Below are 21,790 nucleotides of genomic sequence, written 5' to 3'. Positions count from 1 at the left end.
ATTGGATTATCCGGGGCGCCTGCGGGCGCCCGAAAGGAGGTCATCGATGACCCTGGACACCGCCCACAGCGTCACCGGCGGCTACGACCCCGACAGCCCCCGGGGCCGGGAGGTCCGGCAGCGGCTGGAGGAGGAGCGCCGCAGCCGGGAGGCCCAGCTGGCCGCCCTGACGCGGTCCGACGACGGGCAGCCCGATGACACGGCGCTGGTGCAGGCCGACGCGCTGCGGCAGACGCTGGAGGACATCGAGGAGGCGCTGCTGCGGCTGCGGCAGGGCCGGTACGGACTGTGCGAAAAGTGCGGCAAGCCCATCCCCGAGGGGCGGCTGGAGATCTTGCCGTACGCCCGTTGCTGTGTCTCCTGCCAGCAGCGCCGACGGGGACGAGCATGAGCGCGGCCGGATCGATCGCCTTCCTCACCACCGTCTGCCGCTGCGGCGATGGACGGTACGGACGAGTACCCGAGGCACGCTCCGGCGTGGTGCCCTGAGCCGAGGCCCGGCTGCGGCGCGCGGTGCCGGTCACCGCGCGCCGCGGCGGGGCGCCTTTGCCACGGTTCGATCATCGGCGGGCATGTTCGGCACGAGGTCCTGAAGGAACTCCGGCCGCGGCACGGGCATGCCCCCGGCGGGGAGTCGTGCCCGGAACTCCTCCCGCCCCGGCGTCGCCGAAGCGGCGCGGCGGGAACAGCGGGCACCGCCGCCCGGTTGCCACAAGAGCCGGATGATCGACAACGGAGGCGTGGATGGAACTCGGACGGATCGGCATTTGGACTCCCGCGCTGCGGACCCGGCGGCCCAAGGCCCCCGAGCCGATCGCGGAGGCGGTCGCCGAGCTGGAGGAGCTCGGCTATGGGGCGATCTGGCTGGGCGGCAGCCCGGGGGTGCAGTCGGCCCGGGTGCTCATCGAGGCCTCCTCCCGCATCGTGGTGGCCACCGGGATCCTCAGCGTCTGGGACCATCCGGCCTCGGAGGTGGCCGCCCAGCACCGGGCGCTCGCCCACGACCATCCCGGGCGCTTCCTGCTGGGGCTGGGCATCAGCCACGGGCCGGCGGTCGGCGACCGCTACCGCCGTCCGTACGCGACGATGATGAGCTACCTGGATGAGCTGGACGCCGCCGGGGTGCCGGCCGCCGAGCGGGTGCTGGCCGCGCTCGGCCCGAAGATGCTGGCGGCGGCCCGGGACCGCGCCGCCGGCGCCCACCCGTACCTGGTCACCCCCGAGCACACCCACCGGGCCCGGCAGGTGCTGGGGGACGGGCCGCTGCTGGCCCCCGAGGTGAAGGTGGTGCTCGACACCGACCTGGAGCGGGGCCGCCGCAGCGCCCGCGACCATCTGTCCTTCTACCTGCAGCTGCCCAACTACACCAACAACCTGCTGCGCCTGGGCTTCACCGAGGAGGACTTCGCGGGCGGCGGCAGCGACCGGCTGATCGACGCGGTCTTCGCGATCGGCGATGTGGAGGCGGCCGAACGGCGCATCGCCGAGCACTTCCAGGCCGGCGCCGACCACGCCGCCGTCCAGGTCATCACCGCCGACTACCGGACCCTGCCGCTGGAGCAGTGGCGCGCCCTGGCCCCGCTGGCCAAGCAGTGACCCCGCCGGCCCCGCGGGGCGCCGCCGGCCGGGGCGCCCCGCGGGGTCAGGACGTGCGGCGGCGCAGCAGGCGGGGGCGGACCCGGCCCAGGCCCTGCAACGGGCGGGGGCGCAGCGAGGAGAAGTCGTAGCGGTCGTCGTCGGCCAGGGCGGCGGCCAGTTCGCCGTCCACCAGCACCGCGCCGGGGTAGGCGATGGAGGTGAGGCGGGCGGCGAGGTTGACGGGGGTGCCGAAGAAGTCGCCCAGCCGCAAGATCACCTCGCCGTAGGCCAGCCCGGCCCGCACCCGCGGGAAGCCGGGGTCGACGCCGTGGCGTCCGGCCAGCGACAGCGCGATCTCGGCGGCGACGGCGGCGTCGGCGGCGACGAAGAAGACCTCATCGCCCAGCGTCTTGACCAGCCGGCCGCCCAGGTCGGCGATGATCCCGGCGGCGGTGGCCTCAAAGCGCTCGACGAACTCGGCCAGCTCCCGTTCGTCCATGCGGCGGCTGAGGCGGGTGAAGGAGACCACGTCGGCGAAACCGGCCGCCATCAGCGCCACCCCGCTGGCCGGGTCGGCGGTCGCGGCGGCGGTGGTGGTCAGCGAGTGCAGCGCGGAGGCGGCCAGCTGGCGGCGCCAGCCGTGCAGCAGCAGCCGTTCGAAGCGGGGGCGCAGCTCCTCGGTGGCCGCCAGCGCGGTGAACACCAGCTCCTCGGTGACCGGCTGGTCGTCGGGGATCTCCTGGCCGAGCCGGCGCAGCCACACCCCGCCCAGCCAGCCGGCCAGCCGGCCCATGGTCTGGCCGACCGCGCGGGCCAGGTGCAGCACCATCTCCTCGTCCACCAGCTCGGTGTCCAGCAGCTCGCGGATCTCCTGCAGCGCGGCCACGTCCTCGTCGGTGAAGGCGGCCTCGTCCTCGGGAGGGGTGGGAAAGCCCAGCGCCCGCCAGATCCGCAGCCCGTAGTCGGCCGGGACGCCCGACAGCTTCTCGACCTGCGCGCGGGTGTAGCGGGCCGGCCCGCCCAGCAGGGTCTCCTCGATCAGCTGGTCGCTCGATGGCGCCTCGGTCATCAACCGCCCCCAAACCTTGACATCGATCAATGTGACAATGATCGGTCGTAAGATCAGGGCGGTCAACGGGAGGTGAGTCACCGCGATGGCCGACTACCGGATCGACGACCTGGCCCGCGCGGCCGGGACGACCGTCCGCAACGTCCGCGCCTACCAGGACCGCGGGCTGCTGCCGCCGCCCCGCCTGCGCGGCCGGGTCGGCTACTACGACGACTCCCACCTGGCCCGGCTGCGGCTGATCGGCCAGCTGCTGGCGCGCGGCTACACCCTGGCGGTCATCAAGGAACTGCTGCTGGCCTGGGAGCACGGCAGGGACGTCAGCGAGGTCCTCGGCCTGGAGAAGGTGCTCACCGACCCCTGGTCGGAGGAGCTGCCCGGCCAGGTGACGGTCGAGGAGCTGGTGGCCTCCTTCGGCAAGGGGCTGGCGGAGGAGGAGATCGGCCCGCTGCTGGAGCGGGCCACCGCGCTGGGCCTGATCGAGCCCGAAGGCGACCGCTACCGGGTGCCCAGCCCCCGGCTGCTGCACGTGGGCGCCGAGCTGGTCGCCGCCGGGATCCCCGTGGCCGCGGTGCTGGATGTCGCCGAGCGGATCCGCGACGACTGCGAGGTGATCGCCGACCGGTTCGTCTCCTTGGTCGGCGAGCACGTCTTCGCCCGGATGGACGGGCCGGGCGGCGACTTGGCGCCGGCCGAGCTGGCCGCGCTGGTGCGGCGGATGCGCCCGCTGGTGAAGACGGTGGTGGAACCGTTCATCGCCCGGGCCATGGAGGCCCGCGTCCAGCAGGCGCTGGGCGAGCGGATGGAAGTGATCCGCGAGCACCTCGGGCCCTGAGGCCTCAAAACAGCGACAGCCGCCACTTCACCTGGACCTCGTGCCGGTTGCCCGCCGCGTCGGTCACCGTGATCGCGGCATTGCCGGGCAGATTGATCAGCGAACGCCGGGCCAGCACCACCTGCAGCTCGACCGAGGCGCCCGCCTGCAGCGTCCCCGACCCCAGTGACAGGCTCAGCTTGTCGCTGGTGGTGACCGCGGTCCAGACGACCGGGCCGTCCTGGGCGGTGAGCGTGATGGTGGCGCCCTGCCGGCCCACGACCACCGAGGCCGGGCCGACGACCAGCCGCCCTTCCGCGGGCGGCGGAGACGGCGACGGCAGGGGCGGCTGGGACGGGTAGGGAGGTTGAGGGGGCTGCGAGGGATCCGGCGGCTGGGTCGGGTTCGGCGACGGGGACGGGCCGGGCGGCCCGGACGGATCCGGCCCCGGCGGTTGCGGAGTGCGGTCCTCCGGCGGCTCGTCGGGCGGGACCTCACCGAAGGGCGGACCCGGCGAGGGCGTCCGGCCGTACCCGCCGCCGGGCCCCGGCATACCGCCGGCGCCCGGCGCCGCCAACGCCGGGTGGTCGCCGCTCTCCGCCCCTTTCTCCCGCGCCTCCTCGGTGGACGGCTGGGGGCGCGGGTCGAACGGAAAGCGCAGATTCGCGGTGACCGGCCCCATCATCAAGATCGCCACCATCGCGGCCAGCAGCGCGCCGGCCGCGCCGCCCCCCAGGAACAGCCAGCGCCGGGCGTACGGGGAGGGCATGTCGGGCTGGCGGGGCAGCCCGGCGGGGGTCAGCGGACCGCCGCGCGCGGCGATGTCGGTGCGGTGGGGGGCCAGCTCCGGGTCGGTGGCGGTGTGCAGCACCCGGCGCCGGAGCGCGGCCGGCGGCACCGGGGCCGGCGCCGCTTTCAGCAAACTCCCGGCGGCCACCCGGCCGCGCCGCCAGCACTCGGTGCAGTCGGCCAGATGCCGGGCCAGCTGGGGTTCCAGGTCCGCCCGGCCGGTGCCGGAGCGTCTGAGGCGCCGCCTGCGGAACGTTCCGCCGGAGGCGAGAAGGCGCACGGCGGAGCGGTGCCGCAGCGCGGTGACCGGCGAACCGCCTCCGGCGGCACCGGCCGGCACCGGCTGCTCCTCGGGAGCCTCCTGCGGCTCGGCGGCGGGATCGGACTGGGACCGTTCCCGGGAGTCCCGCCGGGCATGGCAGTGCCGCACCATCGCGCGCAGCTCGGCCGTGATCGCCGCCTCGGCGCGCGCTTCGGCCTGGGCCACCAGGGCGGCGACGCGGCGTGCCGACACCCCCAGGACGGCGGAGATGTCGGCGGGGCTCATGCCGTGCCGCAGCGTCAGCACCAGGGTCTCCCGGTGCAGGAAGTCCAGCCGTCCCAGCATCGCCTCCACCAGGCGGCGGGCCTCTTCGGGCGTCACCTCCGCCTCGGCGGCGCCCGGCTCCTGCGCCCAGGCCGACGCCGCCGCCCACCGCCAGGACATGCCGGCGGCCCGGCCTCCCCGCAGGCAGCGCCGCCGGACGGCGGCGTAAAGCCAGGCGCGCAACTGCATCCGGTTGCGCATGCGCGGAGCGCGGCGCTGGGCGTCGATGAAGGCGTCGTGGACGATGTCGGCCGCCCGCCTCTCCTCCGCGACCATGGCGACGCAGTAGTCGAAGAGCTGCTCGGCATAGGTGTCGTAGAGGACGCCCAGCGTCTCTTCGTCTCCCTGGTGCAACCCCTGGACGAGCCGACGATCGGCGTCCGGGGTTCCGGAAGACCACCTAGGCATTTGGCTCACTCCCGCCACAGCGGTGGAAGGCCCTCATCACACAGGCCATATGACATCGGTACGGGCCTTTGCTTACACCACTTCTGACCCGCACACCACAAGATCACCAATATGGTTACCTGTGCGGGCAGAGCGTGCCGCTTCCGATATGGCGGGTCTGGCCGGTTCGATCCCGGCAAGCAGCGGCCGGATCGCCTGCTGCGCGGCGTTCCCGAACGTCTTGTCGGAGAACTTTGCGGCCCGGGTCGCAGGATCTGGACGGCGAATGCCCGCATTCCGGTGATCGCCGCCCCAACCAGGGGCTTCGCCCGTTCGGCGGCGGCTTCACAAGGCCATTGCCGCCCTGTCAGGGGGCGTGTGCGGCAGGGTGCGCCATGCTCCATGGAGGGCGTCTTCGTCGGGCGCGGGCGGCCCATCAGTTCCACCGGGAAGATCCATTCACCGTGCGTTTGATCATGGTCTTGGCCCGATCAGTCAGCACCATGTAGCCCTCCGGTGAGATGCGCCGGCCGCGGCCCTGCCCGCCGGCCTGGGCCGATCCGGCGGCGGACTTTTTCAGCACACCGTTTCCGCAGCTCAGGACAGGCGGGAGGGGGTGGTGGCCCGCGATGGCGGGGCACCGTGCGCCGCCGGGGCTCCCGTATCTCGGCCGCTCGAGACCACGTGTTGCAAAGGTTCGGTGGCCCACCCCTCCGCAGCGTGGGTCATGATCGAAGAGATGATCAGCGAGAGGCCTTGCGGCGTGCGTTCACCGGTCGCGCTCGGAGGTGTCCGGGGCGTGGCGGGCGTCCGGGAGCGCGCCGCGCTCGGACGGGGGGTCCGGCTCCTTGGCGGCCTTGGGGGCGGTGAAGTCGTGCTCCAGATCGACGTCCTCGCGGAGCTTGGCCATCGCCCGGGAGACGGTGCTTTTGACCGTTCCCACGCTCACGCCGAGAACCTTGGCGATCTCCGGTTCCGGCAGGTCCTCGTAATAGCGCAAGATGACCGCCAGGCGCTGCCGCTCGGGCAGCCTGGCCAGGGCGCGGGAGAGGGCGTCGTGCATCTCGCTGCGCCGGGTGTGGTCGTCCACCGGCCGATCGGGCAGCACATCGGTGGGGTAGATCTCCAGCTTGCGGCGCCGCCACCAGGAGATGTGCGTGTTGACCATGGCCCGCCGCACATAGCCGTCCACCGCCGCGCGGTCGTTGATGCGGTCCCAGGCCAGGTAGGTCTTGGCCAGCGCCACCTGCAGCAGGTCCTCGGCCTCGGTGCGGTCGCCGGTGAGCTGCCGGGCGGCGCGCAGCAGCACGGGCCCCCGGTCTGCGACGTACCGGTGGAACTCCTCCTGCTGGGCCCTGTTCACCTGGTCACCGATCCCAGGGGGCTGCCTCGTCCCAACCCGCGACCTCCCGGTCCCCGGGGCGGTGCGCACCGGCGCCCCGGTCACGTTGCCAAGGGGTGCACCGCATGCGGCCGCGACCCCCGTCCGCCCGGCGCTCCGTGCCGGCCGTCCGAAGCGCCCGTCTGCCGTCGTGTTTCGACCCTCGCACGGGGACCGTAATTTCGGATCAACAAAAACAACATATTCGGGTCAACCTGAAGGTGATTCCTCCATCCGGGTGTTGAGAGGCTCATCCCGCTGACCGATTTGAACCGACATATCCGTCGACAGGAAGGCCACCGCCCGTCAATCTTGACTGACCGCCCTGACAGCCGTGCCGACAAAAGACCGCCTTCCGGAGCGCCGATGCCCCAGCCCGACGGAGCCCTGAGACGGCTGCGCAGCCGGGCCGTATTCGACCTGCCCGCCCCGCCCGCCGGAGCCGTGCCCGACGCGCCGCCCCGCGCCGTCCGGGGGACGATCGTGGACGCCAGCCCGCACCTGCTCGTCCTGGACACCGCGGCGGGCGAACCGGTGCGGCTGCCGATGGCCCCCACCACGTCGGTCTGGCACGGGGGACGCTCGGGGCCGCAGGCGTTGACGCCCGGGCGGGAGGCGATCGTACGGCTGGACGCCGACGGCTCCGTGGCCGAGCGCGTGTGGGTCGACATCACGCGCGTCACCGGGACGATCCTGTCCTGCGACCGCGACGGCCGGCAGGTGGAGGTGGACGGCGGGCCGCACCGCGGCCGCACCCTGCTCACCATTCCCGAAGACGCCCTGCGCAGGGTGCTGGTACGGCACCCCATGCTGGAGCCCGGCTACCTGATGGACGTGATCTGCGTGCGCTCCCCGGACGGGCCGCGCGCCGTCCGTCCCGGCACCTCCCAGCCCGGCCACCCGGCCGACCGCATCGTGCCGGCCTCCGCCGACGCTCCCTCCCCGCAGACCGTGCAGGGCAGCGCGACCTGGTTCGACGGCCCGGCGGCGGGCCGGGCAGCGGGCGCCGCCTACCCGGCGGTCGATCCGGAGGGGGACGCCGGCGGCTGCGCCGACGCCCCGCAAGGGTGCGCTCCGCTGCCCTGCCTGTCTCGCGGCAGCGTGCTGATCGTCCGCAACGAGTGCAGCGGACGCGCCCTCAAGGTGCCGATCGTCGAGTGCGGCTGCGTCGCCGCCCGCTACTGCGACCGGTGCGTGGAGTGCGGAACGTCCCCCCGCGGCAGGATCGTGGAGCTGACCCCGGTCGGCTTCGCCGCTCTCGGCGGGGACCTGGACGCCGGCTGCTTCAACGTCACGCTCGACTTCACCGCCACCGCCGCGGCTTTTCACCCCGCTCCGGAAGGATCGCCATGATGACCATGGTCAGTGACGCCCAGGTGCTCCTGCTGGCCGCGGTGCTGACCGGCGCCGGGCTCGCCAAGCTGCTGATCGGCGAGCCCGCGCCGCAGCGCCCGGAGCAGATCCACGGCATCCAGGTGCCCTCCGCCGAACCCGGCTGGGCGGTGCTGCTGCGGCGCAGCCGCCCGGTGGCCGTGGTGCACGGGCTGGTGGAGGTGGCGCTGGGCGTCGCCTTGATGCTGTCGGCGCACCCGGCGGTGCGGGTGGCGACCGTGCTGCTGCTGGGGGCGGCCACCTGGGTGGTCGGTGAGCTGCGGCAGCGCACCCCCGACGCCGGCTGCGGCTGCTTCGGCGCGCTGAGCGATGAGCGCATCGGGCGGCGCGAGATCGCCCGGGCCGCGCTGCTCACCGTGGCCGCCCTGGCCACCCTGGGCGGGACGGCCGACGGCATGCAGGTCCTCACCGGCGGGCCGTGGCAGACCTGGGCGCTGTGCGCACTCGAACTGGCGGCGCTGACCGCCCTGTCCCGCGAGCCGGCCGCGCTGCTGCGGCGCCGGCGCCGCCCCGCGGTGCCGTGCGAACGCCGCCGCAGCCCTTTGCGGGAATCCCAGAAGATCCTGCGACGCAGCCGCCCGTGGCGGCGGTACCGCGCCCTGCTCGACAGTGATGAGCCGTTGGACGTGTGGCGCGAGGGCTGCTGGCGTTTCCTGGCCTACCCCGCCCACCGGGACGGACGCCCCGTGGAGGTCGTGTTCGCGGTGTCCACCGCGCATCGCGACCGTACCGTCCGGGCCGCCGTGCTCGACCCCGCCCCCCGCGAGGACGCACCGTCAGCGCCCGCCCCCGCCACGCCCACCTCCCAGGCCACCGGCCCTTCCACAGCCGCGCCCGGGGCGGCCGTCCTTCCCGTCCCTCCGTCGCGGGAGCACCGCAGCACCGAACCTCCATCCCCGGGAAACGGCGCCGAGACCGCGCTTTCGGCGGCCGGCTCCCCTGCCGCTGCTTCCCACGAGCACCACGACGGCGAACCCGCGCCCCCGGGCACCGACGTCGCCCAGGCCGCACCACCGTCGAGCGGGTCCTCTGCGGCGGCGTCTCAGGGGCATCACGGCGGTGAACTCACGGCTTCGGCGGCGGGATCCGCCGCGGTCAAGGCTTCGGGGGGATGCCGATGCGCGGCCTCGGCCGTCGGGGCGGGCGGTTCAAAGGCCGGCGACGCGGCGGCCGGTGCTCCCGCCGGCGGGGAATGCCGGGAGTGCGCGAGGCAGTACGTCATGTCCCGCTGACCGTCCGGTCGAAGGGACGGGCGGTCTTGCCCGGGCTCCCGCATGCGTGCCTTGGGCTTTCTACGGTGATCTAGCGGCAGAACTAGATCGCCGTAGAAAACGCGACACCCGGGGCAAGGGAAATCTAGTGCTCTCTAGGGTTGCCCCTAGGAACACCTAGATTTCTTGAGTCACATGAGGTTCGTGTGGCTCTCCAGTCGCAGCGGTGGGCAGCCGCCCACGGTCCCAGCAGCGCGGAGGTCAGTTCGGCTGGGATCGCAGGAATTTGCCGAAGTGGGGCACGGTGAAGGCGACCAGGCCGCGTTCGGCGCTGTAGATCAGTCCTTTCTTGATCAGGCCGTCCCGGGCGGGCGAGAGGCTGGAGGGCTTGCGGCCCAGCGCCTCGGCGACCGCGGCGGTCGGCACCGGGTCGTCGCCCAGCATGGCCATCGTGCGCATGTAGTCGCGTTCGGCGGGGGTGGCGCGCTCATAGCGGCTGCCGAAGAAACCCACCGCCAGTTCGCTCTCGGCCTCGGGGGCGGCCACCTTGACGTCCTCGGCGGTGATCGGGCTGGCCGGGGCCAGATCCCAGGTCACCTTGGCGTACGCCTGGACGAAGTAGGGGTAGCCGTCGGCCGCCTCATACAGCGCCTCCAGCGCCTCGGGGGTGTAGGTGACGTTCTCGCGTTCGGCGGGGGCCAGCAGCGCCCGGTCGGCGGAGGCCCGGTCGAGGCGGTCGATGCGGGCGTAGCGGAACAGCCGCTCAGAGTAGGACTTGCCGGCCGACAGCACCGCCGGCAGGTGCGGCAGGCCCGCCCCCACCACGATCAGCGGGCCGCCGACCTGCGACAGCTCATGGCAGGCGGCGCACAGCGCCGAGATGTCCTCGGCGGGCACGTCCTGCATCTCATCCACGAACAGCCCGATGCCGACCCCGAGGTCGGTGGCGACCGAGGCGGCGTCCACGAACAGCTCGGTCAGGTCGATCTCCAGGTCGCCGGAGTCGGCCCGGCCCCGCACCGCCGGCACGTCGATGCCCGGCTGCCAGCGGTGCGCCCGCGCCCGGCCCTTGCCGGCGGGTTCCTCACCGGCCTGGGCGAACGCCTTGAGCACGCCGAGGAAGTACTCGATGCGCTCAGGGGCCCGGTGGCGGGGCGCCAGCTCCCGGACCGCCATGTGCAGCGCGGAGGCCACCGGGCGGCGGATGGACTGCTCGGGACGGGCCTCGATCTTGCCGGTGCCCCACAGCCGCTGGATCGCCATCGAGCGGAAGGTGTTGAGCAGCACCGTCTTGCCGACCCCGCGCAGCCCGGTGATGATCATGCTGCGTTCGGGGCGTCCCCGGGCCACCCGCTCCAGCACCACCTCGAACTGCTGCAGCTCGCGGTCGCGCCCGGCCAGCTCGGGCGGGCGCTGCCCGGCGCCGGGAGCATAGGGGTTGCGCACGGGGTCCACGGTCTCGGAGCGTATGAGCTCATATAGCTGCGGCCGTAGATTCCCATAGAAAACGCCACGGCGTGTCGTCCGCCGCGCGCCACGGCACCGGGCCCTGTCCGCAACGCCCGCAGGTGTCGCCCCCATGCCGCCTCCCGGCGTGTGACCGCATGCCTCCCCACGAGTCGAACCTGTGTTCGACTGTTCGAACACAGTAGCGCATGCCGGCCCGTCCCGTCAGCAACCCCGGCGCGCCTAGACGGTCCGGCCCCGCTTGAACGCCTGGGCGACCTCCACCACCCTCCTGGCCTGGAACTCGATCGCCGCCAGCTGCGTCTCGCCGGGCGGAATCTCCCCGTTCTGCGAGGTGTGGCTCGTCCCATAGGGGTTGCCGGAGCGGAACTGCACCGGGTCGGCGTAGCCGGGCGGGACGATGATCGCGCCCCAGTGGTAGAAGGTGTTGTTCAGCGCCAGGATGGTGGCCTCCTGCCCGCCGTGCTCGGTGGCCGCCGCGGTGAACGACGAGGCGATCTTGTTGATCAGCCGCCCGCCGCCCCACAGCGGGCCGGTGCTGTCAATGAACTGCTTGAGCTGGGCCGCCGGCATGCCGTACCGGGTGGGCGCCCCGAGCATGATCGCGTCCGCCCAGTCCAGGTCGTCCAAGGTGGCTTCGGCGATGTGCCGGGTGGCCTGGACGTGCTCGCTCCACATCCGGTTGGCGGCGATCACATCCGGCGGGGCCATCTCCCTGACCTTGCGCAGCCGCACCTCGGCCCCGGCCTTCTCCGCCGCCAGCCCGGCCGCCTTGGCCAGCTCGTACACCGTCCCGGTCGCCGAGTAGTAGATGACGGCAAGGCGCACCGGCCCGCTCAGGTCGTAAGACATGCGCACTCCCTTGGTCGCATCTGTGCCGCTTCGCACTCGGGGACCGTCCGCTCCCCGCCCTGGGACGATCCCGCCGCGGTCGTTCACCAGGGACGGTATCGGTCGATCGGCTCTCATACCGCCCGTCCGCGAGAGTTCTCGATCATCGGACGCGTGGGATTGCGCATACGCCGCACCGCCGGGGCGGACGTCGGCCGGGACCGCCTCAAAGCCCGCTCGGACGGCTCATGGAAGGACGCGCGGCCCGCAGGCTCCGGACTCAAGGATCGGCCGGGCGGCCCCGCCCGCGTCCCCGATGAAGATCAAGAACCGGGGCGGCGCAGCCCCGTCAGCGTGGCGTAGACGACGGTGTTGTCGCGGTAGGCCCCTTTGGACTTGTCGAAGGCGCCGCCACAGGTGATCAGCCGCAGTTCCGCGCGGTTGCCGGTGGGGCCGTAGACCCGGCGGGTGGGGAACTCCTCCTTGCGGTACCGCTCCACGCGGTGGACGGTGAACACCGCGTCCGGCCCCGCGGCCCGGCCGATCGTGATCACATCGCCGGGGCGCAGCGCGCCCAGCCGGTGGAAGATCGCCGGGCCGGTCCCGGAGTCCACATGCCCGACGAGCACCGCCGCCCCGGCCTGTCCCGGCCACGGCCCGGCCGCATGCCAGCCGATCGCATCATGGCGGCGGGGCGCCGGGAGCCGCCGGTCGGCGTCCACCTGCAGCGGTTCCAGCCTCCCGGCGTCCACCCCGATGGCGGGGATCGTCACCCTGACCGGCTCGGAGCGGGCGTGGAGCGGGGCGGCGGCCTCCACGGGGCGCGCCAACGGCCGTCCTTTGGCGGGGGCGGGCGGCTCTCCGTCCAGACCGGTGACGATCAGCGCCGCGCCCGCCGTTCCCAGCGCCACGGCGGCCAAGGCCGCCAGGCCGAGACCGGGCCAGGGCGACTTCTTCGCCGAATGCTTGCCCATCGGGGTTCACCGGCCGCGCCGCAGCCGCCGTCCCCATGCCAGGGCGCCGCCCGCGGCGGCGATGAGGAGCGCGCCCAGCCCGAGCAGGCGCGGGTCGGCCCCGGCGGCGCCGCCCTCGCCGGCCGACGTGCCGCCCTGGGGGACGGGCTTGACCTGGCCGCAGGTCGCCGGGAAGGTGGCCTCGGCGTACAGGGAGGGGTCCAGGTCGCTGAGGCCGGCGTCGGAGTCGTAGCGGCCGTTGCCGTTGACGTCGACGCCGTACTGGACGATGGTGACCCGGCCCGCTTCGAGCGCCACCGCGACCCGGTCGGGCACCCGGAAGGCGCGGCGGTAGGAGAGGGTGCCGCCGGCGTCGGCGGCGGGCATGCGCGTCACCGCCAGCGCGCTTTGCGGCCCGGTGTCGCCCTCGGTGGTCAGGGAGACCTGGATGTCCCCGGTGTAGGGCACCAGCTCGGCGGTGCTGAGGGCGCCGTCGCCGGCCGCCTGCGGGGGCGGGCACGTGTCGCGCCCGCCGAAGCGCAGGTGCTGCAGGTGCGGCTGGTCGGCGGTCATCCCGCCGGTGGTGATCTCGACGGTGAGCAGGTCGCCGTCCAGCGCCATGGTCGCACTGCCGCGGGCGCCGGAGCCGCTCAGCGGCCCGAGATCGGCCTGGAAGACCCTGGCCTGCTCGGCGTGCCCGGGCGGGGCCGCCGCCGCGAGCGCCAGCGGCACCGCGAGCGCGGCCAGGGCCAGCCTGGTGCTGTCCACGCATCCCCCCTCGGGACGGCCCGGCGCCGCCCTGGGCACCGGGACGGCCGGCGGTTTCCCTCGGCCTTCCCCTTATCCCCGAGCCGGGTGACGACACCGGAGCCCTTCTCATCCGGGGTGGACTTTTACCGGTCGGCAGATGCGGCGCATGAATTTCTCAACGTGCACCTGTATTCACTTTTGCTTCTCTTGAGGAGCATTTCGCCGGTGGCGCGCGCTGTGCCCGTGGGATGGACATGGTTTGAGACGCGGCGCCGGCCTGGGAACTCGTTCGTGAGCATGATCCGCGCCCTCAGGCCGGCGCCGCGGCGCCGCTCGGCCGCGGGACGGGCCGGAGACCGAGCGGGGGAACGCGGGACCACTATTGCAACTAGTTTGCAACTACGGCAAGGCCGCAAGTAAGGCAGGAAACCTTCACGGCATCGCCCCCGCCGCCTTGACCATGGAGACGGCATGGTGCAGAAGGTTCCACGAAGAGCGGGGGGAGGCCGGTGGTGCAGGCTCCTGAACTGATACGTGATCACTGGTGGTGGCGGCCGGGAATGCGGCCCGGACGGCGGATGCTGCTGTGGCACCTGCTGGTGGACGACCAGCCGCAGGTGCGCGAGCTGGCCGGGCGCTTCCGGGAGCGCCTGGCCGGATTGAGCGGGCTGGACCCCGTCCCGGACGAGTGGCTGCACATCACCACCCAGATCGTGGGGTTCGCCGACGAGATCCCCCGGCACGAGGTCACCGCGATGCTCACGGCGGTGACCCAGTCGCTGGGGAAACTGCCGCCGATCACCGTCCGGATCGGGCGGGTGTACGTCTACCTGGAGGGCGTGGCCATGGGCATCACGCCCGAGCGGGCGCTCGACCCGGTGCGCGAGGCCATCCGCGAGGGCATCGCCCAGACCATCACCACCCACCACATGGACGACCTGGACGACCGTCCGGTGTGGACGCCGCATGTGTCGGTCGCCTACAGCAACGCCGACGGCCCCACGGCCCCGATCCTCAAGGCGCTGGCCGATCCCCCCGAGCCCTGCGAGTTCACGGTGCGCCGGGCCCACCTGGTGGAACAGGTGCGGGACGGCCACCTGTACCGGTGGGAACCGGTCGCCGCCGTTCCCCTGGCCGGCGCCTGACGTCCCGGGAGAGAAAATCAGTCGTTCCCGCCCGTCCCGGGTGGCCAGACTGGCGTCCATGAGCGTGCGCATCGACGATCCGGCCAGGCTCGGCCGGACCCTGCTGCCGGGCCGCCGGGTGCTCGGCTGGGCCGAGTGGGGGCCGCCCGACGGGATCCCCGTGCTGCTGTCACCGGGGGCGGCCACCGGACGGTGGCTGGGGGTCGGCGGCGGCGTGCCCGATGCGCTGGGCGTGCGCCTGATCTCCGTCGAACGGCCCGGAACGGGCGTCTCCACCCCACTTCCCGGCCGGACGTTCGCCGATCACGCCGCCGACATCGGCGCGTTCGCCGCGCTGCGCGGCCTCGGCCGGCCGCTCATGGTCGCCAACTCCCAAGGCGCACCGTTCGCGCTGGCCTGCGCCGCCGCGGGGGTCGTGGCGGGGCTGGCCGTGGTGTCGGGCGCGGACGAGATCGCCGCGCCCGCCTTCGCCGCCGCCCTGCCACAGGAGCTGCGCGGCCTGGTCGAGCTGGTGGCCCGCGACCCGGCCCGCGCCGAGCGCACCTTCGCGGGCTTTGGTCCCGAGGCGATGTGGGACCTGGTCATGAAGGGCAGCCCGGCCTGTGACCTGGAGGTCTACCAGGACGCCGCGTTCGCGTCCGCCTACCGCCGGGCCCTTGCGGAAGGGTTCGCCCAAGGCCCGGCGGGTTATGCGCGGGACACGGTGCTGGCGATGGGCCGCTGGCCGTTCGACCTGGCGTCCATCACCGTGCCGGTCGACCTGTGGTACGGGGAGGAGGACACCTCCCACTCCCCGGACAACGGGGCCGCTTTGGCCGGCCGCATCCCCGGCGCCGAACGTCATCTCGTCCCCGGGATCGGAGGGGCGGTGCTGTGGACCCACACCGAGCCGATCCTGCGCACCCTCCTGGACCGGGCGGGATGAGGAGAACCCGCCGGGCGGGGCGGCGAACGCCGGGGAACGCCCTAAGGCGGTCAGCCGATGCCCTGCTCGTCGGCGGTGGAACGGTGGGACACCCGCTGAGCGGGGATCTGCCCCATGCGTCCGGCCTGGTAGTCCTCGAACGCCTGGATGATCTCCTCGCGGGTGTTCATCACGAACGGGCCGTAGCGGGCGATGGGCTCGCGGATCGGCAGCCCGCCCAGCAGCAGCACCTCCCAGCCGTCCTTGCTGGCCTGCGGCTGGGTGTCGGCGGCCCGCAGCGTCAGCGCATCGCCGTGCTCGGTGCGGGGCGAGCCGCCGAAGACCGCCAGCTGCCCCTCCTCCACCGGGCGGTCCTCCGGCCCGGCGACGCCGCGGCCGGACAGCACGTACAGCAGGGCGTTGAAGTCGGCGGGCCACGGCAGGGTGAGGCGGGCGCCGGGGGCGACGGTGGCGTGCAGGTAGGTGATCGGGGTGTAGGTGATGCCCGGCCCTTCGTGCCCGGCCAGGGAACCGGCGATCACGCGCACCAGCGAGGCGCCGTCGGCGCTGGACAGCAGCTTGATGTCGGTGGCGCGGATGTCCTGGTAGCGAGGCGGCGCCCACTTCTGGGCCCGCGGCAGGTTCACCCACAGCTGCACGCCGTGGAACAGCCCGCCCTTGGCGACCAGTTCCGGCGGGGGCTGCTCGATGTGCTGGATGCCCGCGCCGGCCGTCATCCACTGGGTGTCGCCGTCGGAGATGAGCCCTCCGCCGCCGGTGGTGTCCTGGTGCTGGAAGGCCCCGTCGATGATGTAGGTGACGGTCTCGAAGCCGCGGTGCGGGTGCCAGGGGGTTCCCTTCGCCTCGCCGGGGGCGTACTCGACGGCGCCCATGTGGTCGAGCAGCAGGAACGGGTCGGCCAGCGCCAGGTCCATGCCGGGGAAGGGGCGGCGCACCACGAAGCCCTCCCCTTCCAGCTGGCGGCGGGCGCGGACGACCTTGGCGACGCGGCGGCCGGCCCGCTCCGCCTCGGGCATGCGCGGCAGGCGCGGCAGGGTGAGCGGGTCGGCGGTGATGGCGGGCATCGTGACCTCCAGCGGTCGGAAGACGTACCGGGAACGTACCGGGGAAGGGGACACCTGAGCAGAACGTAGTTGAAATCTAAATTATTCCGGCGCGATACGGGAGGCCCGATCCGCCCGGAAAGCCGGACAGCAGGCCACAAAATAGTTGAAACTTCAACTTAAAGACTATACTGGACGACATGAGCGAACCCCGATGGCTCGACGCCGGCCAGCAGCGGGACTGGCGCGCCTACATCGACGGCAGCACGCGCCTGCACGAGCTGCTGGACCGCGACCTGAAGGCCAAGCACGGGCTCTCGACCTCCGAGTACGAGATCCTGGTGCGGCTGTCGGAGGCGCCGGGCCGCGCGCTGCGCATGGCCGAGCTCGCTGAGCACGCCAGCCAGTCCCGCAGCCGGCTGTCGCACACCTGCACCCGGCTGGAGAGCAAGGGCCTGGTGCGCCGCGAAGCCTGCCCCAACGACAAGCGCGGCGTCTACGCCATCCTCACCGACGAAGGCTTCGCCGCCCTGGAACGCGCCGCCCGCGACCACGTGGAGACCGTGCGGCGCTTCTTCGTCGACGTCATCTCCCCCGAAGACCTCAAGGCCATCGGCCGGGCCTTCGGCGCGGTCGACGAGCACATCCGCGGCGTCCGCTGAAACCCTCCGGCCGCACTCACCCCATGAGGCCGGTGAGGAAACCCGCCGACAACAGCGTCAAGGCCACCCAGCCCCCCATCATCCCCAGGCCGTAGGGCCGCCAGGCGCCCCGCACATGCCAGGCGAACATGCCGCCCAGGCCGAACGCCAGCACCAGCAGCGCCACGAACTGCGGCATGCCCGAATCGCCCCGGCCCATCAGCGGCCCGTACATCATCACCAGGTCGATGAAGGCGAACGTGGCGAACCCCGCGGCGAACCGGACCAGATCTCCCCGGTCGACCTTGGCCAGGCGCTCCCAGGGCGGGACGGCGGGAGTCCGGATGATCGGCTCGGCCCGCCCGCGATCGGCGCCCTCCGATCCCAGCGCGAACAGCTCGTCCTCGAGAGTGGGGACGTCCTTGTCGTCCTGCCGGTCGGTCATCGCAATCCCTGCCGGTGCGTGGACAGACCATCTACCGGCACCGTAACGGATATCTTCCGTCCCGGCCCGGGAACACACCCGCGCCCCCTGCGATCGGTCCGGAGTGCCCGGGCACCTCCGCCGCCGTGCGATCCTGGAGACGTGGCTAAGAAACGCCTGATCAGCGTGGTTTTGGCGGCCATGGCGCTGGGCGGGGCGCCGGCCGGATGCGGCGGCGGCGAAGACCCCGACCGCACCGGTGCCGGAGAGAGCGTCTCCCCGCCCACGGCGAGCGGCCCGGCCGTCCCCCCGTCACCGGATCAGGACGACCGCCAAGAGGCCCGCTTCACCGCCGACATCAAGAAGGTGACCGCCGCGGACCTGCGGCATTCGTGGCGCGAGGGCTGCCCGGTGCCGCCCTCCCGGCTGCGGGCCATCGACATGACCCACTGGGGCATGGACGGCAAGGTCCACCACGGCCGCCTGATCGTCAACGCCTCCGCCGCCGAGGACCTGGTCGGCGTCTTCCGCAAGCTGTTCGACCAGAAGTACCCGATCGAACGCATGGAGCCGGTCGACAAGTACCGCGGCAGCGACTTCGACTCCATCGAGGCCAACAACACCTCGGCGTTCAACTGCCGCCAGGCCACCGGCTCGGGAAACTGGTCCCAGCACGCCTACGGCCTGGCGATCGACATCAACCCCTGCCAGAACCCCTATGTCTCGGCCTCCGGCCACGTCGCCCACAAGGACTGCGTGAAATTCAAAGACCGCTCCCGCAAGGACCCGGGCGTGATCCACAAGGGCGACGCCGTGGTCAAGGCGTTCGCCGCCATCGGCTGGGGCTGGGGCGGCGACTGGACCGGCACCAAGGACTACCAGCACTTCTCCAGCACCGGCCGCTGAGCCCCACCACACCGAAGGGGCAGGCGGTCGACGCTCCAAGCCCTGCCGCCGGACGGGGCGATGCCCCGAAACCCCGGGTCACCGCCCCCTTCGCTGAGCTTTCCAGCACGTAGTCCCGGTGGCTCGGGACGAGGACCTCGGCGATCTTCGAGGCCATGACGCCGCAGGCCACGGCACCGTCCCAGCCGCGCCATCCCCGCACAAGACCTGTGGGAACAGCGTGTTGAAAAGACTCACTGATCGCGTCGCAACGGGACAGCCCCGCCGGCAGGCCGCCGGTAGACCTTCGCCAGAGCCTCATCCAGCCCGCCCGGAGTGTCGGCGTGGATGAACTCGCCTGAACGCAGGCAGCCCACCGCCCGGACGCCGGCGCATACACCCGAGCCTCCGGGTAGTGCCTGGTCAGACCAAGCCAGGCAGCACCGACCTCCGCACGCTTCACCTCGCCCCCCAAGCGCGATCCCGGCTCGGAAAAGAGCGAGGACCGTAGGGCGTCACGAGCACCGTCCGGGGCCGCTTTCAATTCCGAAGCGCGGAGCCGCAGAGCAGCACTACGGATGGCCACGAAGCAGTGACGCGCCGCAACTCCGCCGTGACGATGACGGTAGGAGAGCGACGCGTCACACAAAGCACACTCTGTACCCCTATGGCAGGAGGTACAGACCGTACCCCTTAAGCGGCCAAGCCGAGGGTTCCGGCCAGATCCCGGACCTCATCGGCCACCGTCGCCGGGGGATCCGGCAGCATCGACGCCACCATGGACCGCGCGAACAGGCTGAACGCGAACGTGTCGTAGCTGGCCTCACGGGCCTTCAGCATCAGATGCACGGCCGCGACGGGATCACGTTGCCGGTGGTGAGCGCGGGCCACCTCCACCAGGTACCGGGACTGACGGGTACGGCTCGGAACCGCGGCTGGATCGATCCGTCCGGCCGCCTGCAAAGCCCGCCCGGGCTTCTGCAGGTCGAGGTGGATGGTCACGGCGTAGTGCTCGACCATCCCCGTCCCGATCATCAGCCACGGGTGAATGTATCCGGGCAGGCGCCGAACGGCCTCATACGCCGTGTCGTGGTGCTGCCACGCCTCCCCTTCACGGCCCAGCTTGGCGTGAGACAGCGCAACAGCCAGATGCATGAGCGCATACAGCGCCTGCTCCTCCGTCGACCGCTCCGGCCGCAACATTCGCGCGATGTCCAAGGCCAGCTCGACACGGGCTTCAGCCGCCTCACCGACATCCCGCCATACGTGGTTGAGGTACCAGGCGGCACCGGCCATGGCGATGGGGTCATCTGCATCCTGGGCTGTGATCATCGCCCGGTCGCTGACCATGTAGACCAGTTCGGGGGCTGGTTGGAATGCGCAGTACAACTGCGTCAGATGGTGAATCTGCGCGAGCTGCCGAGCGGCCCGGCGCCGCTCGTCGCCCTGCAAAGAGCGGACGGCCGCACCGGCGTCAGCCAACAGCCCCGGTAGCAAAGGAGCAATGGCGTCCCGCTCGCGCCGTTGGCCGTGCCAGCGCTGCCATGCCTGCTGGACCCTGCCGGCCAGGACATCAGCCGCCACCGGGTTCGTCGTCTTGGCCGGGTAGGCGGTCAGAGCACGCTTGATGGTGTCCAGCGAGGGATGAGAGTGCTTGGTGTAGGCGGCCTGCGACAGACGCGCTTCGCCGGTCAGGTCGAACAGGTCGACTTCCAGGATGTCGGCCAGCCGGAGAAGCATCGGCAGCCTGGGCATGTCCAGGCGTCCGGTCTCCAGCCCTTTGACCCATTCGGCGGACCGGCCGACCAGGCCGCCGAGAACCGCACGGGTCTTTCCGCTGCGCTTGCGGTGGTAAGCGAGCCGCTTAGAGAAAGGTGCTCCTGGGTCAAGCACACTGATAATCTCGGGCATAGGCCCCACACCTCCGCCTGGGTGATGTCGCGTTTCCCAGGCTACGGCGTGGGGCCTCGGCGCGTCCGAGATCGTTACGGGCCCGTTCCGGGGTCGGCTGGGCTATGACCCTCGTGAATGGGTGGCCCGGCGCTGTATCGGTGAACTTTGCCCTTGGCCGGATCCGGCATTTTGTAATCGTCTCACCACTGTGAGTATTGACCCGTGCGGTTGGCCTCCACCACCATGAAGGCGCCATTCCACTCCGACGTCGGAGGGAGCCGACATGGGAAAGCACTCCACGTCTCCACCGGAGGACAACCCCAAGCCAGAAGGTCCTCCCACCCAGGACGAACAGGGGCCTCCTCTCAAGGGGACGCACCGCAAGTGACCCCCGCGACCACCACGACACCTGAGTGGCTGGCCGAGGCGGTCGCCTCCGGGCGGTTGGACGCCGGATGGGTACAGGTGTTCGCCGCGCTGCCCCGGTCGCTGTTCCTTCCCGACGTGATCTGGCCGAAGGATCCGGACAGCGGTCAGAACGTGCGCGTCGACCGCCGCCGGGATCCCAGCGGCTGGGCGGCCTGGGCTGAGCAGGATGTCCCGATCGTCACCCAGTGGGACGACCAGCCTGACCCGGCCGCGGCCGGGCAGACGGCGACTTCCTCGTCATCGCAACCGTCGTTGGTCGCTGGGATGCTCGCCGACTTGGACGTCCGCCCCGGGCACCGGGTCTTGGATCTCGGTGTCGGGACCGGTTGGACCACCGCTCTGCTGGCCGCCCGGGTCGCAGCGGGCACGGTGGTCGGCATCGAGTACGACCCGGCCGTTGCGGAGGCGGCCCGGGCCCGCATCACGGCCGTGGGCCTGGTCGCTGATGTGATCGTGGGGGACGGTGCCGCCGGCTGGCCGGACGGCGCTCCTTATGACCGCGTCCAGTGCACCTACGCGGTCCGGCGCATCCCTACCGCGTGGGTGGAGCAGACCCGCCCCGGCGGGGTGATCCTCGCACCGTGGGAAACCACCCTCACCCACCAAGGCGCCCTGGTCCGCCTCACCGTTCAAGAAGACGGCATCGCCTCCGGCCCCTTTCTATGGCCGGTGCGGTTCATGGGCTCCCGCCCGGAACGCACACCACAGATCGACCGGAACGACTACCTCCCGCCCGGCGGGGGCTGGCCGCCCGGCACCGTCGAATCGGCCACTCGGCTGCGTCCGGCCGACCTATGGGCCACTCCCTATGGCCCGGCGTGGTGGATGATCGGCCTGCTGGTCCCCGACATGGTGTACGCCACCAGCAGCCGCAAGGACGGCACGGTTTTGGGCTGGCTGTTCAGCCTGCGATGCCGGTCCTGGGCCATCGCGTTCTTCGACGACGCCCCCGAGGCCGAGGTCTACCAGGGCGGCCCCCGCCGCCTGTGGGATGAGGTCGAGGCGGCCCACCGGTGGTGGACCGAACAGGGACGGCCCGGCCACGAGGACTTCGGGCTGACCGTCGGCCCGGACGGCGAACGGGTGTGGCTGCGCTCCCCGGACCGGCCGCTGCCTGCGACCTTGGCGGGGTAAGCGTCCACCGGCTGGGGCGAATCCCGGGGCGTGGAGGCGGACCTCTCCGATCACCCGCCCTTCTGC

19 protein-coding genes and 1 pseudogene are annotated in these 21,790 nt (G+C 72.3%); 10 read left to right on the top strand and 10 right to left on the bottom strand.

The window, feature by feature from the left end; genetic code table 11:
* Window positions 1-46: 46 nt before the first annotated feature.
* Both TCUR_RS00755 and TCUR_RS00750 read left to right on the top strand, forming a co-directional pair.
* Window positions 47-391: a TraR/DksA family transcriptional regulator gene (locus TCUR_RS00755; RefSeq protein WP_012850543.1), complete on the top strand. Its 345-nt coding sequence runs from the start codon at window positions 47-49 to the stop codon at window positions 389-391.
* A 353-nt stretch (window positions 392-744) separates the two neighbouring features.
* Window positions 745-1,596 (top strand): LLM class F420-dependent oxidoreductase, encoded by an 852-nt coding sequence (locus TCUR_RS00750; protein WP_012850542.1) that lies wholly within the window; start codon window positions 745-747, stop codon window positions 1,594-1,596.
* Window positions 1,597-1,642: 46 nt separating this feature from the next.
* On the opposite strand, the gene TCUR_RS00745 is transcribed toward TCUR_RS00750, so the two are convergent.
* Complete coding sequence (locus tag TCUR_RS00745) at window positions 1,643-2,647, bottom strand: adenylate/guanylate cyclase domain-containing protein (protein ID WP_012850541.1); 1,005 nt, start codon at window positions 2,645-2,647, stop codon at window positions 1,643-1,645.
* 85 nt (window positions 2,648-2,732) lie between these two features.
* Here TCUR_RS00745 and TCUR_RS00740 point away from each other — a divergent pair, with 85 nt between their 5' ends.
* The gene (locus TCUR_RS00740; RefSeq protein WP_012850540.1) at window positions 2,733-3,479 is read left to right on the top strand and encodes a MerR family transcriptional regulator; all 747 of its coding nucleotides are present in this window, start codon (window positions 2,733-2,735) and stop codon (window positions 3,477-3,479) included.
* A gap of 4 nt (window positions 3,480-3,483) precedes the next feature.
* On the opposite strand, the gene TCUR_RS24480 is transcribed toward TCUR_RS00740, so the two are convergent.
* Window positions 3,484-5,241 (bottom strand): sigma factor, encoded by a 1,758-nt coding sequence (locus TCUR_RS24480; protein ID WP_012850539.1) that lies wholly within the window; start codon window positions 5,239-5,241, stop codon window positions 3,484-3,486.
* Between the two features lie 859 nt (window positions 5,242-6,100).
* A pseudogene (locus TCUR_RS00725) lies at window positions 6,101-6,595 on the bottom strand (SigE family RNA polymerase sigma factor); the annotation flags it as partial.
* A gap of 372 nt (window positions 6,596-6,967) precedes the next feature.
* On the opposite strand from TCUR_RS00725, the gene TCUR_RS00720 reads away from it, so the two are divergent.
* Together TCUR_RS00720 and TCUR_RS26150 are read left to right on the top strand one after the other, a co-directional pair.
* Entirely contained in the window at window positions 6,968-7,954 is a 987-nt protein-coding gene (locus TCUR_RS00720; protein WP_012850536.1) for a hypothetical protein, read from the top strand.
* Window positions 7,954-9,225, top strand: coding sequence for a MauE/DoxX family redox-associated membrane protein (locus tag TCUR_RS26150; RefSeq protein ID WP_245536948.1), 1,272 nt, complete (start codon window positions 7,954-7,956; stop codon window positions 9,223-9,225). Before TCUR_RS00720 ends, TCUR_RS26150 begins: the two co-directional genes overlap by 1 nt.
* A gap of 240 nt (window positions 9,226-9,465) precedes the next feature.
* On the opposite strand, the gene TCUR_RS00710 is transcribed toward TCUR_RS26150, so the two are convergent.
* The 4 genes from TCUR_RS00710 to TCUR_RS27295 form a co-directional block, all read right to left on the bottom strand.
* On the bottom strand, window positions 9,466-10,659 hold the full coding sequence (locus tag TCUR_RS00710) for an ATP-binding protein (protein WP_012850534.1): 1,194 nt from the start codon (window positions 10,657-10,659) through the stop codon (window positions 9,466-9,468).
* Between the two features lie 234 nt (window positions 10,660-10,893).
* Entirely contained in the window at window positions 10,894-11,523 is a 630-nt protein-coding gene (gene wrbA / locus TCUR_RS00705; protein WP_012850533.1) for an NAD(P)H:quinone oxidoreductase type IV, read from the bottom strand.
* 302 nt (window positions 11,524-11,825) lie between these two features.
* On the bottom strand, window positions 11,826-12,476 hold the full coding sequence (locus TCUR_RS00700; protein WP_012850532.1) for a class F sortase: 651 nt from the start codon (window positions 12,474-12,476) through the stop codon (window positions 11,826-11,828).
* Between the two features lie 6 nt (window positions 12,477-12,482).
* Window positions 12,483-13,223: a hypothetical protein gene (locus tag TCUR_RS27295; RefSeq protein ID WP_012850531.1), complete on the bottom strand. Its 741-nt coding sequence runs from the start codon at window positions 13,221-13,223 to the stop codon at window positions 12,483-12,485.
* A 494-nt stretch (window positions 13,224-13,717) separates the two neighbouring features.
* Here TCUR_RS27295 and TCUR_RS00690 point away from each other — a divergent pair, with 494 nt between their 5' ends.
* Both TCUR_RS00690 and TCUR_RS00685 read left to right on the top strand, forming a co-directional pair.
* Window positions 13,718-14,350: a 2'-5' RNA ligase family protein gene (locus tag TCUR_RS00690; protein ID WP_148232877.1), complete on the top strand. Its 633-nt coding sequence runs from the start codon at window positions 13,718-13,720 to the stop codon at window positions 14,348-14,350.
* Window positions 14,351-14,408: 58 nt separating this feature from the next.
* Window positions 14,409-15,275, top strand: coding sequence for an alpha/beta fold hydrolase (locus TCUR_RS00685; RefSeq protein ID WP_012850529.1), 867 nt, complete (start codon window positions 14,409-14,411; stop codon window positions 15,273-15,275).
* A gap of 50 nt (window positions 15,276-15,325) precedes the next feature.
* Here the strand turns inward: TCUR_RS00685 and TCUR_RS00680 are convergent, their stop codons facing one another.
* Window positions 15,326-16,339: a pirin family protein gene (locus tag TCUR_RS00680; RefSeq protein WP_012850528.1), complete on the bottom strand. Its 1,014-nt coding sequence runs from the start codon at window positions 16,337-16,339 to the stop codon at window positions 15,326-15,328.
* 179 nt (window positions 16,340-16,518) lie between these two features.
* On the opposite strand from TCUR_RS00680, the gene TCUR_RS00675 reads away from it, so the two are divergent.
* The gene (locus tag TCUR_RS00675) at window positions 16,519-16,980 is read left to right on the top strand and encodes a MarR family winged helix-turn-helix transcriptional regulator (protein ID WP_012850527.1); all 462 of its coding nucleotides are present in this window, start codon (window positions 16,519-16,521) and stop codon (window positions 16,978-16,980) included.
* A 16-nt stretch (window positions 16,981-16,996) separates the two neighbouring features.
* On the opposite strand, the gene TCUR_RS00670 is transcribed toward TCUR_RS00675, so the two are convergent.
* Entirely contained in the window at window positions 16,997-17,404 is a 408-nt protein-coding gene (locus TCUR_RS00670; RefSeq protein ID WP_012850526.1) for a hypothetical protein, read from the bottom strand.
* A 141-nt stretch (window positions 17,405-17,545) separates the two neighbouring features.
* Here TCUR_RS00670 and TCUR_RS00665 point away from each other — a divergent pair, with 141 nt between their 5' ends.
* Window positions 17,546-18,289 carry a M15 family metallopeptidase gene (locus TCUR_RS00665; protein ID WP_012850525.1) on the top strand — a complete coding sequence of 248 codons (744 nt, stop codon included), beginning with the start codon at window positions 17,546-17,548 and terminating at the stop codon, window positions 18,287-18,289.
* 672 nt (window positions 18,290-18,961) lie between these two features.
* Here TCUR_RS00665 and TCUR_RS00660 read toward each other — a convergent pair.
* Window positions 18,962-20,179 carry a helix-turn-helix domain-containing protein gene (locus tag TCUR_RS00660; RefSeq protein WP_012850524.1) on the bottom strand — a complete coding sequence of 406 codons (1,218 nt, stop codon included), beginning with the start codon at window positions 20,177-20,179 and terminating at the stop codon, window positions 18,962-18,964.
* 366 nt (window positions 20,180-20,545) lie between these two features.
* Between TCUR_RS00660 and TCUR_RS00655 the strand changes: the two genes are divergently transcribed.
* Window positions 20,546-21,724 (top strand): methyltransferase domain-containing protein, encoded by a 1,179-nt coding sequence (locus tag TCUR_RS00655; RefSeq protein ID WP_012850523.1) that lies wholly within the window; start codon window positions 20,546-20,548, stop codon window positions 21,722-21,724.
* Window positions 21,725-21,790 lie beyond the last annotated feature (66 nt).

The sequence above is a fragment of the Thermomonospora curvata DSM 43183 genome, assembly GCF_000024385.1.
GTDB classification, from domain to species: domain Bacteria; phylum Actinomycetota; class Actinomycetes; order Streptosporangiales; family Streptosporangiaceae; genus Thermomonospora; species Thermomonospora curvata.
Note: the sequence above shows the minus strand (reverse complement) of the source record. Positions and strands in the feature narration are given on the sequence as shown.

Coding starts and splice junctions, on each gene's coding strand:
- TCUR_RS00755 (WP_012850543.1), top strand. CDS start 47: ATGACCCTGGACACCGCCCACAGCGTCACCGGCGGCTACGACCCCGAC.
- TCUR_RS00750 (WP_012850542.1), top strand. CDS start 745: ATGGAACTCGGACGGATCGGCATTTGGACTCCCGCGCTGCGGACCCGG.
- TCUR_RS00745 (WP_012850541.1), bottom strand. CDS start 2,647: ATGACCGAGGCGCCATCGAGCGACCAGCTGATCGAGGAGACCCTGCTG.
- TCUR_RS00740 (WP_012850540.1), top strand. CDS start 2,733: ATGGCCGACTACCGGATCGACGACCTGGCCCGCGCGGCCGGGACGACC.
- TCUR_RS24480 (WP_012850539.1), bottom strand. CDS start 5,241: ATGCCTAGGTGGTCTTCCGGAACCCCGGACGCCGATCGTCGGCTCGTC.
- TCUR_RS00720 (WP_012850536.1), top strand. CDS start 6,968: ATGCCCCAGCCCGACGGAGCCCTGAGACGGCTGCGCAGCCGGGCCGTA.
- TCUR_RS26150 (WP_245536948.1), top strand. CDS start 7,954: ATGACCATGGTCAGTGACGCCCAGGTGCTCCTGCTGGCCGCGGTGCTG.
- wrbA (WP_012850533.1), bottom strand. CDS start 11,523: ATGTCTTACGACCTGAGCGGGCCGGTGCGCCTTGCCGTCATCTACTAC.
- TCUR_RS00700 (WP_012850532.1), bottom strand. CDS start 12,476: ATGGGCAAGCATTCGGCGAAGAAGTCGCCCTGGCCCGGTCTCGGCCTG.
- TCUR_RS00685 (WP_012850529.1), top strand. CDS start 14,409: ATGAGCGTGCGCATCGACGATCCGGCCAGGCTCGGCCGGACCCTGCTG.
- TCUR_RS00680 (WP_012850528.1), bottom strand. CDS start 16,339: ATGCCCGCCATCACCGCCGACCCGCTCACCCTGCCGCGCCTGCCGCGC.
- TCUR_RS00675 (WP_012850527.1), top strand. CDS start 16,519: ATGAGCGAACCCCGATGGCTCGACGCCGGCCAGCAGCGGGACTGGCGC.
- TCUR_RS00670 (WP_012850526.1), bottom strand. CDS start 17,404: ATGACCGACCGGCAGGACGACAAGGACGTCCCCACTCTCGAGGACGAG.
- TCUR_RS00660 (WP_012850524.1), bottom strand. CDS start 20,179: ATGCCCGAGATTATCAGTGTGCTTGACCCAGGAGCACCTTTCTCTAAG.